General features: G+C 44.9%; 15 protein-coding genes. All 15 read left to right on the forward strand.

From position 1 onward, the window contains the following. Nucleotides 1–16 precede the first annotated feature (16 nt). The 15 genes from IRE19_RS00405 to IRE19_RS00475 all read left to right on the forward strand — a co-directional run bounded on the left by IRE19_RS00405 (nucleotide 17) and on the right by IRE19_RS00475 (nucleotide 13,741). Nucleotides 17–565 (forward strand): TRAP transporter small permease, encoded by a 549-nt coding sequence (locus IRE19_RS00405; protein WP_203338911.1) that lies wholly within the window; start codon nucleotides 17–19, stop codon nucleotides 563–565. Between the two features lie 23 nt (nucleotides 566–588). Next, nucleotides 589–1,173: a TetR/AcrR family transcriptional regulator gene (locus tag IRE19_RS00410; RefSeq protein ID WP_203338912.1), complete on the forward strand. Its 585-nt coding sequence runs from the start codon at nucleotides 589–591 to the stop codon at nucleotides 1,171–1,173. 86 nt (nucleotides 1,174–1,259) lie between these two features. Continuing rightward, complete coding sequence (locus tag IRE19_RS00415; RefSeq protein WP_203338913.1) at nucleotides 1,260–2,006, forward strand: 2-phosphosulfolactate phosphatase; 747 nt, start codon at nucleotides 1,260–1,262, stop codon at nucleotides 2,004–2,006. 12 nt (nucleotides 2,007–2,018) lie between these two features. Beyond that, on the forward strand, nucleotides 2,019–2,804 hold the full coding sequence (locus IRE19_RS00420; protein ID WP_349291241.1) for an enoyl-CoA hydratase/isomerase family protein: 786 nt from the start codon (nucleotides 2,019–2,021) through the stop codon (nucleotides 2,802–2,804). Nucleotides 2,805–2,825: 21 nt separating this feature from the next. Continuing rightward, nucleotides 2,826–3,671, forward strand: a complete 846-nt coding sequence (locus IRE19_RS00425; RefSeq protein ID WP_203338914.1) for a 3-hydroxybutyryl-CoA dehydrogenase — start codon at nucleotides 2,826–2,828, stop codon at nucleotides 3,669–3,671. 19 nt (nucleotides 3,672–3,690) lie between these two features. Then, nucleotides 3,691–4,734 carry a phosphotransferase family protein gene (locus IRE19_RS00430; RefSeq protein ID WP_203338915.1) on the forward strand — a complete coding sequence of 348 codons (1,044 nt, stop codon included), beginning with the start codon at nucleotides 3,691–3,693 and terminating at the stop codon, nucleotides 4,732–4,734. Nucleotides 4,735–4,762: 28 nt separating this feature from the next. Then, on the forward strand, nucleotides 4,763–5,206 hold the full coding sequence (locus IRE19_RS00435; RefSeq protein WP_203338916.1) for an FAS1-like dehydratase domain-containing protein: 444 nt from the start codon (nucleotides 4,763–4,765) through the stop codon (nucleotides 5,204–5,206). Continuing rightward, a complete protein-coding gene (locus IRE19_RS00440; protein ID WP_203338917.1) occupies nucleotides 5,203–5,571 on the forward strand; it encodes a MaoC/PaaZ C-terminal domain-containing protein in 369 nt (122 codons plus the stop codon). The genes IRE19_RS00435 and IRE19_RS00440 overlap by 4 nt, the downstream gene beginning before the upstream one ends. Nucleotides 5,572–5,619: 48 nt before the next feature. Continuing rightward, nucleotides 5,620–6,393 (forward strand): SDR family NAD(P)-dependent oxidoreductase, encoded by a 774-nt coding sequence (locus tag IRE19_RS00445; RefSeq protein ID WP_203338918.1) that lies wholly within the window; start codon nucleotides 5,620–5,622, stop codon nucleotides 6,391–6,393. 33 nt (nucleotides 6,394–6,426) lie between these two features. Further along, on the forward strand, nucleotides 6,427–7,950 hold the full coding sequence (locus tag IRE19_RS00450; protein ID WP_203338919.1) for a class I adenylate-forming enzyme family protein: 1,524 nt from the start codon (nucleotides 6,427–6,429) through the stop codon (nucleotides 7,948–7,950). 12 nt (nucleotides 7,951–7,962) lie between these two features. Continuing rightward, on the forward strand, nucleotides 7,963–9,354 hold the full coding sequence (locus tag IRE19_RS00455) for a short-chain fatty acid transporter (RefSeq protein ID WP_203338920.1): 1,392 nt from the start codon (nucleotides 7,963–7,965) through the stop codon (nucleotides 9,352–9,354). 19 nt (nucleotides 9,355–9,373) lie between these two features. Then, the gene (locus IRE19_RS00460) at nucleotides 9,374–10,360 is read left to right on the forward strand and encodes a quinone oxidoreductase family protein (RefSeq protein ID WP_203338921.1); all 987 of its coding nucleotides are present in this window, start codon (nucleotides 9,374–9,376) and stop codon (nucleotides 10,358–10,360) included. 123 nt (nucleotides 10,361–10,483) lie between these two features. Further along, the gene (gene rpoN, locus IRE19_RS00465) at nucleotides 10,484–11,785 is read left to right on the forward strand and encodes an RNA polymerase factor sigma-54 (RefSeq protein ID WP_203338922.1); all 1,302 of its coding nucleotides are present in this window, start codon (nucleotides 10,484–10,486) and stop codon (nucleotides 11,783–11,785) included. 284 nt (nucleotides 11,786–12,069) lie between these two features. Then, entirely contained in the window at nucleotides 12,070–12,708 is a 639-nt protein-coding gene (locus IRE19_RS00470) for an MBL fold metallo-hydrolase (RefSeq protein ID WP_203338923.1), read from the forward strand. 28 nt (nucleotides 12,709–12,736) lie between these two features. Then, the gene (locus IRE19_RS00475; protein ID WP_203338924.1) at nucleotides 12,737–13,741 is read left to right on the forward strand and encodes a thiamine pyrophosphate-dependent dehydrogenase E1 component subunit alpha; all 1,005 of its coding nucleotides are present in this window, start codon (nucleotides 12,737–12,739) and stop codon (nucleotides 13,739–13,741) included. Nucleotides 13,742–13,745 lie beyond the last annotated feature (4 nt).

The raw sequence follows: 13,745 nt of genomic DNA on the forward strand, positions 1-13,745 counted from the left end.
AAGGGAGTGGATTTGAATGAACGGTGTATGGAAAGCTTATAAAATATTTCATTACATTAAACTGGCAGGAATCTGGATCAGTGGCATCAGTGTGCTGGTGATGATGCTGTTGATTGTGTATGACGTTGCCATGAGAACCTTCTTTTCGAGCTCGATACGCGGAGGCTTTGAGATTATCCAGAATTACATGATGCCTTTGGTCGTCTTTCCGGGGCTTGCCTACGTCTATGCGTCAGGCGTGTTGCCGAAGATGGATTTGATCTTGGAAAAACTGAATGCCACAGCACAACGAATTCTGATTTTCTTCATGTTGCTGCTTGAGTTGTTTGTTCTCGTGCTGATTGTACAATTCAGCTGGGAATATGCCATGAGTGGCCTTGAACGCAAGACCGCGTTTCCCGCTGCTGGAACCTTGTATCCACTGTATCCGCTATTCTTTCTGATTCCTATCGCTTTTGCCATGATCGTGATTGAAAATGTCTTTATTTTAATTAAGAATATTTTAGTCAAAAAGCCTTCTATGGTAATGATTGAAACCGAAGCAAAGCCTGAAGAACTGCTTTGATACTGAAAGAATGAGGTGGTGTCATGAGTCTCCGGGAACGAAAAGTGGCCAAGAAAAAAGAAGATATTCTTCGTTCTGCGAGTTTGGTTATATCACGGAATGGCTATCAGAACGCAACCATGGAAGACATTGCAGCTGAATTGCTGATGACCAAAGGTGCCCTCTATTATTACTTCAAAAATAAAGAGGAAATTCTATACAGTTGCCATGACTTGATTTTGTCGGCAGCCATGGAACAGATGGAAGCGATCTATCAAGAGGAATTATCTTCTATGGACAAAATGAAAAAAGCGATTAAAACGCATCTGGACATTGCGATACGGGAAAAAGAGGTTTTTAACCTGATCGTAAAGCCAGAACAACTTTTTTCGGAGGACAATATCGAAGAAATTATTGAAAAACGTGATCAATATGCACGGATTTTCGACAAGATCATAGCTGAAGGCGTGAAACGGGGAGAATTTACGGTTTCCGATAAAAAGATGGCGCGCATGATTATACTAGGAGCTACGAACTGGGTACAGGTCTGGTATTCGCCAGAAGGAAAGTTCAAGAAAGAAAAGGTAGAAGATATTTATGCTGAATATTTTTTGAAGATGTTGGCTTAAACAAAAACATCCATCCGTGAAAAATATGATGACTTACAGTCATATCAACCCATTAACAAGATATAAATTCAAAGGAATTGATCGAGATGAGGAAAATCCATGTCATTACCCAAAAAGAAGCGGTGGCAGAAGAAAAGCTAAAAGGCTGTACTGCCGTGGTCATCGATGTTCTTCTTGCGACTTCGACGATTGCTTTTTTGCTCGAAAATAATTTCGAACCGATTTATGCAGTGAAGGACAGTACCCAGGCGATAGAGTTGTCCAAACAACATAGCGAACCCCATATTCTTCTTGGAGAAACTAAAGGGGAATCCATCCACGGGTTTCAATATCCTGATCCTTGCCTGATCAAGCTAAGCGATGCTAAGCAGGCGGCCATCATCTGTTCCACGAATGGAACCATCGCCATTGAAAAGGCGAGCAAGGCAAATGTGCTTTTTATTTCATCCCTTGTGAATGGGCACGTGATTGCAGAGCGAATCAATCTGCAGCAAGATGGTTCGTCTATTGTTCTGGTCTGTTCAGGAAATGATGACCGTTTTTCAATGGAAGACTTCATTGGAGCGGGACAAATTGTGGAACACCTGTTGCGCAAAGGAAGTTACGAATTATCCGATTCCTCGAAACTGGCAAGAGAGGCTTATCTTCATGCACAGGAAAATTCATTCAAGGAGTTATATGAATGTGAAACAGCGCATTTATTAAAACGCTTCAACTTTACAGACTCAGTGGAATTTGTGCTAAGGCATTACGAAACAGTGGACGTGGTCCCGTTGTTTACTGACGGAAAAATTGTAAACGACCATCAAAAAGTACCCACTAAAAGAATATGAGGAGGAAGGCCAGTGCAGAAAGAACAGTGGACAGTGATTGAGCTCGAGCGCCAGGAGATGGTGGCAGTGCTGACTTTGAACAATCCGCCTTTGAATGTGCTGACAGACGAATTGCTGAACCAGTTGAACGAAGCTATTATTGAAATCGATCAGGATCAAGAAATTCGGGCGATCGTGCTTCGGGCAGCTGGAGAAAAAGCCTTTGCGGCCGGCGCTGACATTCGTCAATTTCCGAGTTTGACGAAAGACAGCGGCATAGAACTGGTGGAAAAAGGAAAAAAGATATTTGATAAGCTGGCAGGCGGAAAACCGGTTGTTTGTGCAGTACATGGCTTGGTTTTAGGAGCAGGGCTGGAATTGGTGCTTGCCTGTGATATCCGGATTGCTGAAGAAAATTCAAAATTAGGTCTGCCGGAAACCGGACTTGGTATTTTACCAGGGTACGGTGGCACACAACGTTTGGCGCGCCTTGTCGGTGCCGGAAAAGCAAAAGAACTGATTTTATCAGGTGAACTTTTATCGGGCACAGAAGCTTACGAAGCAGGCTTGGTGGAAAAATTGGTGCCGCAGGGGCAAGCGTTTGAGAGCGCTGTAAAGTTGGCAAAGTCAATAGCATTGAAGGCGCCGTTGGCAGTCGCGAATGCTAAAAGAGCAATTGATGAAGGATTGGAATTAAGTTTAGCCGCAGGCCAGGATCTGGAGACGCTATTGTTTTCAGAACTTGCTGAAACACAGGATATGCAAGAGGGTGTCAAAGCGTTTACTGAAAAGCGAAAGGCTGATTTTCGTGGACACTAAATTTTGAAGGGAGATGGAGCGATGAAGAGCATTGCGATTGTGGGTGCAGGAATTATGGGGAATGGCATCGCCCAGGTAGCTGCAGAAGGGAATTATAAGGTTTTCTTGTATGACGTGAATGCCGAAGGGCTGGAAAAAGGGATAGCGAGAATCGAGAAGACCTTAAGCAGGAATGTCGAGAAGAAGAAAATCGATCAAAGCCAAAGCGATGAAATTCGCGGAAGAATTACACCGACGGGAAATATCAATGATTTGAAAGATGTCGATTTGGTCATCGAAGCGATCATCGAACAAATTGAACCCAAAAAGAGTTTGTTGACTGAACTTGATGGGATCTGTAAACCTTCTACTATTTTCGCATCCAATACATCAGGGTTGAGCATTACCGAAATGGCCAGCGCTGTAAGACGGAGCGATAAAGTGATCGGCATGCACTTCTTCAATCCGGTACCGGTGATGCAATTGGTTGAAATTATAAGAGGTGAACAAACGAGTGACGAAACGTTTGAAATTGCGCACCAAGTGGCCGAACGTTTCAATAAAACTGCGATATCGGTTAAAGAAGCACCATTATTCGCAGTCAATCGCATATTGACGCCGATGATCAACGAAGCGATTTTTGTCCTATCGGAAGGCATCGCATCTGCAGAGGATATTGATAAAGGAATGATGCTGGGTGCCAGCCATCCGATCGGACCGTTAGCTTTAACGGATTTGATCGGTTTGGACACGATGTTGTTTGTAGCAGAGACGCTCTATAACGAAACCAATGATTCGAAATACCGCCCAGCACCGCTTTTGAAGAAATACGTGCGGGCCGGCCGTTTGGGACGCAAATCAGGACAGGGATTTTTTACATATGACTGATAATCAGGGAGTGGATGGAATGAGTACGACAGAAAAAATGGTGGAACCGATTGACTGGAAGAAAGTCGAAAATTATTTGCGCAAGTCGATACCGGAATTGCCTGAAGGGAAAATGGACGTTCAGCAATTTTCGGAAGGGTATTCAAACTTGACCTATCTGGTGCGGATCGGCACTTGGGAAGGCGTCTTGAGACGTCCGCCTTTTGGGGAAGTACCACCGCGTGCCCATGATATGGAAAGGGAATATCGGATGCTGGAGAAAGTGAATCCGGTCTTCCCTTTGGCACCGAAGCCATATATTTATTGCGAAGATCCAGAAGTTATGGACAAGCATTTTTACGTTATGGAGAAAAAGCAAGGTGTCGTAATCGACGATCAACTTCCCGAATCCTACGGAAGTTCAGAGCAGGTTGGGGAGGCGATTTCAAAAAACGTAATCAGAACCCTTGTTCAGCTGCAATCCATCGATTACCGGGAAGCAGGACTGGCCAGTATGGGCAAGCCGGAAGGATTCATGGAACGGCAGGTAAAAGGGTGGATCAAGCGCTATAGCCAATCCAAAACAGAGGAAATTCCGGCTTTGGAGGAATTGGAGCAATGGCTGTCGGCGAATATCCCGGTCAATCCGGAAACGACGATTGTCCATAATGATTTTAAATTGAACAATATGGTTCTCGACCAAGAAGATCCGGGGAAAGCCGTCGGCATATTAGACTGGGAATTGTCGACTATCGGCGACCCGTTAAGTGATTTGGGGTCTACGGTAGCTTACTGGGGTGAACCGGATGATCCGGATATGGGCATCAACATCGTTACAAGCCAGCCCGGGTTTTTCGGCAGGAAAGAATTTATTGAAGAGTATGCCAAACAAAGCGGCCGTGACGTTTCAAACGTGAATTACTATGTGACATTCGGTTTTTATAAACTTGCCGTTATCTTGCAGCAAATTCATTACCGTTGGAAAATTGGAGAAATCGACGACGACCGTTTCAGCAACTTGAACCAAGCCGTTTCAAATTTAATGGATATGGCTAACCTGACAAGAAACGGCCAATTGATTTAACGACAACTCATAAAAAGCAGGTGGGTTCATGAGTGCACAAGGGATGTTTTTTGACTATGCTCCTTTTTCGATAGAAGCAGGGAAGATAAGAGAATTTGCGAAGGCGTTGCAGCTGGGAAATCCGGTCTATATGGACGCTGAAGTGGCTAAAGCAGCAGGGTATCGGGGAATACCGGCTCCTCCCACTTTTATGACTGTTATCGACTACTGGAATGAACGCAATTTCTATCAACTTTTTTCAAAATTCCTCAAGTTGGATCCAAATAATGTGCTTCACGGCGAGCAAACATATGATTATCACGAATTGATCGTGGCCGGCGATGTCATTACAGCGCAGGTGTCTGTAAAAGAGCAGTTCCATAAAAAAGGGAAGAACTTCTTCTTATTGGAGACGGTTTATAGAAACCAATGGAATGCAACAGTGGCAACAGGGCGAGCGACCCTCATTGAAGTGCTGGAGGCGAGTATATGACAGAGCTCCCGGCCATCATTAAAAAACCTCTTGCTGCGATTGATCTCGTGAAATACTCCGGTGCTTCGGGCGATTTCAATGAAATCCACACCGTTCCTGCTGTTGCCCAAGAAAAAGGGCTGGCTGATATTATTGCACATGGCATGTTCGTCATGGGCTGGGCAGCTGCGGCAATCGAGGAATGGTTTCCAGAGCGGGAGCTGCAATCTTTTAGCGTTCGCTTTCAGGCTGTCACGCATCCGGGGGCAGAACTCGTCATCACCGGTTCCATGCGGACTGAAAACGAAGGGGAAATCCACATTAAAGACTCGCAGGGCCAACCTAAACTAATGGGTACATTTGTATTAAAGAACGGCTCTGCCTAGTTGTAAAAGACGGAATTTTCTTTCAATGGAAAGGGGAAGGTAAAGATCATGGAAAACTATACGTACCCGACATTTGATCTCACCGGTAAAAAAGCGCTGGTTACCGGAGGGAGCAAGGGGATTGGGTTAGCGATTGCTGCTGGCTTGGCACATGCGGGAGCCGAAGTGCTCATAACCGGAAGAAATGAAGCAGCCCTCAGAGAAGCAGCTGAAGGAATTAAAAAACAGGGGCATCAGATTTACTGGAAATCGTCGGATGTCACTCTAAAAACAGAAGTGGAAAAGCTATTTGAATACATTGATCAGGAGTTTGGCCAAATTGATATCTTGGTTAACAATGCAGGAATGAATATCCGAAAGCCGCTGGTTGAAGTGGAAGAAGAAGATTGGGACAAGGTGATTGGAACCAACCTAAAGGGGATTTTCCTGGTGGGACAGCAGGCAGCCAAGCGAATGATTGACCAAAAAAGCGGGCGCATCATCAACATTTCATCCATTCTCGGCAAAATCGGCAGTCCCTTGCAGACCAGTTACGCAGCCAGCAAAGGCGGAATCGACCAGCTGACGAAAGTATGGGCTGCTGAACTTGCGGAACACGATATTACGGTTAATTCCTTAGCGCCAGCCTACATAATTACACCTATGACAGAACCGTTTTTGCAGGATGAAGAGCGGTTTGAGAAAATCATTAACCGGACCATGATGAAAAGAATGGGAAGAGCGGATGAAATGATTGGACCGGCTTTGTTTTTTGCCTCGGATGCTTCTACTTATGTGACTGGCCAAGTTCTTTACATCGATGGAGGATGGACGGCTAATTAATGGAGAAAGATGACAAAAACAAGGGGGAGACAAATGAAATACGCAAATGTTGCAGAGCTGCTTGCAGCAAGGTGCAAAGAAAATCCGGATAAGGAATTTCTGGTAGTCGAAAACAGAAATGGTGCTGTAGAACGAATGACTTACCAGCAGTTTTATGAACAGGTAGGCAAGCTTGCCCAGTTACTGCAAAGCAAGGGCGTCAAACAAGGCGACAAAGTGCTGCTGCATCTGCCGAATGGCAGTGCTTTCATGAAGTCCTGGTTTGCGATTTTGTCTATCGGTGCTGTAATGGTTCCGACGAATGTTTTGTCGCCTGAAGAAGAAATGAAATACCTGGTAAGCCATTCAGAAAGTAAGTTGATCATCACTGAAAAAGAGTATGAGCAGAAATTCTCAAGCTTTGATTTGCCTTTGTTATTTTCGAGATTGGAGGAATGGCAACAGGGAACGTGGTTGGAAGGAGAAATTGGTCAGGCAGATCCTCTCTTGGAAATGCCCAAGCTTAAGCCACAGGATGAAGCAGCCATTCTTTATACATCAGGGACGACTTCAAAACCGAAAGGCGTAGTGCTGACACAACGGAATTATTTGCATACTGGTCAACAGATGGCGGAAACGCTTGGTTATCGGCCGGGAGATCGCGTATTGATTGTGTTGCCGATGTTCCATGGTAATGGCCAATACTATATGGCGATGCCCGCTCTTTATGCCGGTGCCAGCATCGCCATCACCGAGAGTTTCAGTGCCACCAATTACGTCAAGCAGGCTAAACGACTGGAGGCGACAATTGGTTCGCTTTTTTCAGCTCCTATAAAAATGATCTTGAAAAAAGACTACGATCCTGAAGATCGACAGAACCCGCTCAGGCTGATCATCTATGCACAGGCATTGACAGAGCAACAATACGAAGAGTTTCTGAAGAGATATGATGTAGAACTCCGTCAGCTGTATGGAATGACCGAGACCGTCGCCATTCCTTTGATGAATCCAGTGGACGACTTGCAGGATCCCATCAGCATCGGCATGGAAGCCTGCGGGTATTCAGTTGCTTTAAGAGGTGAGAATGGCCAGGAAGTTGCTGCGGGAGAAGAAGGGGAAATTACGGTCAGAGGAGAACCGGGTGTGACGATCATGAAAGAGTATTTCAAAAATCCGTCTGCCACTGCGGAAACGATTCAGGATAACTGGCTCTATACCGGAGATATGGCAAAAATGGATCCGAAGACCGGCCTTTTCTATTTTGTCGACCGCAAGAAAGACATGATGAAACGGTCCGGAGAAAACATAGCGGCTGGAGAAGTTGAAGCCGTCATCAATGAACATGACGCTGTATTTGAAAGTGCAGTCGTTTCTGTACCGGATCCGGTATATGAAGAAGCCATTCATGCTTTCGTCATTTTAAAAGAAAACCGAAACCTGGCGCCTGAAGAGTTATTGGACTGGTGCAGGGAGCGCCTTGCTAAATTCAAAGTGCCGCAGGAAATTCATTTTACCGAAGATTTCCCGCGTACTTCAGTCGGCAAGATCCAGAAACAACAGATGAAAAAATGGGTGTAAGGGGGAGCAACGATGACCAAAGTGAAAAGTGCTGAGGAATTGGAACGGGAAAGAGTGTTGAATGCGAACAAAAACAACCCGCTTGCTAAAGTAGCAGGGGTGTTTGCACGCATTGCAGAAAGATGGTTGCCTGATGCATTTGTATTTGCCATCATCCTGACGGCCATCGCTTTTATTGCTGGCGTCATTTTCACAGATTCAAGCCCCTTCGATATGATGACGTATTGGGGTGACGGAATGTGGGGCTTGCTGACGTTTACAGCACAAATTATCACCACCTTTGTTTTGAGTTATGCTCTTGCACTAACGAAGACCGTTTCGCGGACACTTGAAAAAATTGCGGCTATCCCAAAATCTCCGAACTCTGCTATTTTGATGGTGACATTCACAGCATTGGGTGCTTCCTTGATCAGCTGGGCATTTGGATTGGTGGTAGCTGGGATTATCGCGAAGATGGTGGCCAAAAAAGTCCTTGATGTAGATTACCGTGTCCTCGTTGCTGCAGGATATTCCGGGTTTTTAATTTGGGAAGGTGGTTTGTCTTCCTCTCCGGCTTTATTTGTTGCAACAGCTGACCATATTTTTGAAGGTGATATCGGATTAATTCCGATATCAGAAACCTTATTATCTGCTCTTAATATTGCTATTGTGGTCATTTTGTTCTTTACTTTGCCGTTTGTTATGCGCTTAATCCACCCGAAAAATCCGAAAGACCGCTATATTGTAGAACAGTCACGCTTGGAAGAACCGGTAGTGGAGGAAGATGCCAAAGAAGAAACCAATTATCCAAATGACAAAATTGAAAAGACACGTTTGATTCCGCTTATTGGTGGATTTTTGGGATTAAGTTATTTGATCAATCATTTTATCGCCAACGGATTTTCACTGGATTTGAATACCGTCAACTTAATATTCCTGACAGCGGCTTTGTTGTTGTTCTCGAATGTGCGTGAACTTGCTGAAGGATTATTGAAATCCGTCAGCAGCGTCGGACAATTCGTTCTGCAATATCCATTTTATGCAGGGATCATGGGCATGCTGAGTGCTTCCGGATTAGCGGTATTGATTTCCAACTTCTTTATTGATATTTCAACAGACAACACCTTGCCGCTTTGGACGTTCTTGTCGGCTGGAATCCTGAATGTTTTTATTCCGTCGGGAGGCGGACAATGGGCAGTTCAAGCGCCGTTGGTCATTCCTGCTGCACTTGAAATGGGCGTCGACCCCGCTAAAGTTGTAATGGCTGTAGCTTGGGGCGACAGCTGGACGAATATGATCCAGCCTTTCTGGGCAATTCCTTTGCTGGCGATTGCAGGCTTGAAGATTCGCGACATTATGGGGTATACGATGATTGCACTGATCTATGGCGGTTTAGTGATCGGAGCTTGTATGCTGATTTTCTGATTTGAACAGGAGGTGCATTATGAAAGCAATTGTCGTCAGAGAAACTGGGAAGCCTGATGTGTTGGAGCTGCAAGAAGTAGAAAGACCAAAGACTGCTGCAGATCAGGTGCTGATCCGGGTCGAAGCGATCAGTGTCAACTTTGCAGATATCAAAGCACGGCAAGGACAGTATCACGGTGTGGCAGCAGATGCCGTATTTACGCCAGGACTGGATTGTGCAGGAGTGGTCGTGGAAGCTGGAGCAGATGCAAAACGCTTCAAGACGGGGCAGCGTGTGATGGCCTTTCCATCTGGTGGCTCTTATGCTGAATTTGTTGTGGCCCCTGAAAGTTTGGTTTATCCAATTCCTGATGGGCTTAGCAGCGAAGCGGCTGCAGCTTCTTTGACTGTCGGTGTCACTGCCTATAATGCCATTCGAAAGATGGCCAGGCTTGAACAAGGTGAGAGCATTTTAATCCATGCAGCGGCTGGGGGAATCGGTTCTACAGCCATTCAATTGGCGAAGCTCTTCGGCGCTTCCCGAATCATCGGCACTGTCGGCAGCGATGAAAAAATGGAGAAAGCCAAATCCTTTGGGGCGGACGAAGTCATCAATTACCGGACAGATGATTTTGTAGAGAAGATCAATAAACTGACAAACGGAAAAGGTGTGGATGTCATTCTGGATACAGTGGCCGGCGAAAACTTCGAGAAAAGCCTGAAATGCTTGGCGCCATTTGGTCGGATTGTCTCTTTCGGCCATGCCAATGATGGTTCGGTGCCGGGAATCGCAAAAACCGATGATCTTCATTCAAGTTGCCGGTCGGTCATCGGATACAGCACGGGCACCTACAGGAAGCACAGGCCTGAATTTCTTAGGGAAGGTACGGAAAGAATAACTGAATACTTGCTCCAGAAGCAATTGGAAATTGTAATTTCCAAACGTTTTGCATTAAAAGATGCTGCACAGGCACATGCCCATATCGAAAGCAGAATGAGCATCGGGAAAGTGCTGCTGATTCCTTAAGGTAAAACTGTTGAGCCGTTGCCCTCCGTGAGGCGGGCAACCGTTTGACATGCATGAATTATCCTTCAACCTGCTGTTCCTCAAACTCACTCCCCGTACTTCCAATAAAAAGAGGTGATGTCTATGTATGGCAGTATTCAATTGCAGCAAAAGCAATTGCACACAATTCATATGACGCCTGCTTTATCGCAAGCGATAAAGCTTCTGCAGTATTCAAAACAGGAATTGGCTGAATTCCTGAATGAACAAATTTCCGGTAACCCGCTTCTTCAGCATACGGATCATGTAAAAGGAGAAGAATACTTTTCTACAGCCAAAAATTCCGTGGATCCCGCTCAATTTATTGGAGCACCGGAAAATAAAATGGAAAAAGAATTGCTCGAACAGATTATGCTGCTGAATCTGGAAAAAAATCAGGAACAGATGATGCGGTTTTTGGTTCAAAGTTTGGACAACCATGGGTTTTTAAGTATTGAAGCAAAAGAAGCAGGAAAGGTATTGGGGATCTCAACTCCTGAAGCAATCAGGCTGATTGGTTTATTGCAAGGGTTGGAACCGTTTGGAGTGGGCACGGCAAATTCGCAAGAGTTTTTGATTTTCCAGATTAAAGCCGAAGAGAAGTTTCGATTCAAAGAAATTGCGCAAGCTTTGGTGGAGAACGATTTGGTCAAAATGGCTTCAGGTTCCTTTCATTTTCTTGCGGCCAAGTACAAGATCAGCAGACGGACATTGCAGGAAATTATGGACTTCATTAAAATCCTGCAGCTATATCCGGCAGAATCATACTCTTCTCCGGTGTCATACGCCATACCCGATGTTGTGATTAAAAAATTCAATCAGAGCTGGATCATTGAAGTAACTGATTCTTTACTGCCCCCTATTAAACTGGATGAACGCTACATTGAAAGTCTTTTGTCATCATCACAAAAAGATATCGGAAATTATGTGCAGCAGCGGATAAAAGACGCGGTATTCTTGAAGAATAGCTTGAACAAGCGAAAAGAAACCCTATACCGAGTGACGGAAATGATCCTTGAGCATCAGGAGGAATTTTTTTGGAAAGGTGAATCATTTATCAAACCTATGCGATTGAAAGACCTGGCACAGAAAGTGCAGCTTCACGAATCGACTGTAAGCCGCATCACCAGCAATAAATACATTCAGACGCCTTATGGTTTATTTACGTTTAAACACTTTTTCACTCACAGCCTATCAACTTCAGATGCAGGAAATTCGGAATCCGTCTTGAGTATAAAAGCCAAACTGGCCTCTTTAATCGAAAACGAAAATCCTTTTGTTCCTTATTCGGATGAGCAGCTAAAGGTTTTATTAAACCAACAGGGGATACCCATTTCAAGGAGAACCATTGCTAAGTATCGGGAAGAATTGAATGTCGCAAATTCAGTGAGCAGGAGACGTTACTAGAGCAGAAATGAGAATTTTCGATAAGAAATTCCCGGAAATAAGAAAAAAGATCCGCAAAGCACAACCCGTCCCTGGTTGAATCGGAGTTTTAAGTTGGCACGATATTTGCATATACAAATAATGAAGGCGCCATTGCCTTAAAAGACAAACAGGAAAGCAGGTGAAATGGGTTTAAAAAGGATGGCAATACAGGCAAGGGGACAGCACTGTGAAAAAGCGGTGAACCCACAATTTGAAAACGCTTTCTCCAGAGGAATCCAACTTGCAGGAAAAGGGGGCTTGAAATGAAGCCACTTAGCATCGTCCCGTTCGTATCGGGAAAAATCAAAAGCAATAGTTACGTCGTGACGGATGACGAGTCGTTTTGTGTAGTAATTGATCCGGGCCAAGAAACGGCAGAATTATTGCGATATCTCGGGAACAGGAAAGTTGATTATATTCTCTTAACGCATGGCCATTATGATCATATCGGAGGAGTAAATGCTGTTAAAGGCAGGACGGATGCAGCGGTAGCTATCCATCATGCAGAAGCAGAATACTTGGGCGATCCAATATTGAATTTATCATCGGAAAACGGCAAACCGATTGTTTGCGAATGGCCCGATATCCTGTTGAATGGCGATGAATTGGTCCAATGCGGTGAATTTTCAGTGAAAGTGATCCATGCGCCAGGGCATTCACCTGGAAGTGTCTGTTATTTGTTGAATGACCGTTATTTGTTTTCGGGGGATACGCTGCTGGCAGGTTTAATCGGACCTACAAATCTTCCGCCAGGAGATCGGGAACTATTGAAAGCTTCAATTCATGCGAAACTTTTTACACTGAGCAAAAATGTGGCAGTTTACCCCGGCCATGGCAAATCAACAACCATCGGGATCGAGATGGAAACCAATCTCTTTCCGAATATCAAAGCATTTTTTTGAACCATCACAAACAGAGGAGTGAAAAAGAATGGCTGAGACATACGTAAAGGAAGTTGAAACAAAAAGTTACAGCAAAGAAGTACTGGTGGACTTTTACAAGACGATGGCGAAGATCAGAAAGTTTGATGAAAATTTGATTAAATTAATGGCAGAAGGAAAGGTTTCGGGATTTTACCATTCCGGCATCGGCTCTGAAGGGCTATCAGCAGGATCAATCCGGCAAAACTTGCGGGACGAGGATTACATCTACTACAACCATAGAGGATGCAATCAAAAGATTGCCAAAGGGGTCCCGCTATCGAAAATTTACGGTGATTTCCTTGGGACAATCGAAGGGACGACGAGAGGCTTAGGAGCAGGTATTGTCCACAGCGCAGACCCTGCCCGTGGCGTACTGGGACAGGCCGGAACAATTGGATCCCAATTGGGATTGAGCGTCGGAACTGCCTATACCTCGAAATTGACAGGCAGCGACCAAGTAACGGTGGTGTATTTTGGGGACGGCGCAGCGTCACGTGAAATGCTTCATGGATCTTTGAACTGGGCAGGGCTCTACAAATTGCCGATCATCTATATTTGTGAAAATAACGAATACGCCATTTCCTGCCACGTATCCGAAACGCATTCCGTCAAAGAAAATATTGCGGACTGGGCAGACGGTTATGGGATTCCAAACTGTGTAGTAGATGGCAACGATGTGCTGCTGATGCATGAAGTTGTCAAAGAAGCGGTGGAACGGGCAAAACGCGGAGAAGGACCTACTTTCATCGAAGCCCAGACATTCCGCCACCGCGGCCATTTTGAAGGCGATCCATACGATTACGTAGATGTGGAAATTCTGCAGAACTGGAAAGACACAAAAGACCCGATCACCAATTTTGCAGCCAAACTGATGCTTGATAAAGTCGTGACTGAAGAAGACCTTGAAAACATCAATAAAGAAATCGATGCGGAAATAGCAGAAGCCATTCAAAAAGCGGAAGCGGCGCCACTGCCGAATCCTGAACGAATCTATGAAGGCCTATTCGCTTAAAGGG

This window comes from Planococcus beijingensis, assembly GCF_016820615.1.
GTDB lineage: Bacteria > Bacillota > Bacilli > Bacillales_A > Planococcaceae > Planococcus > Planococcus notacanthi.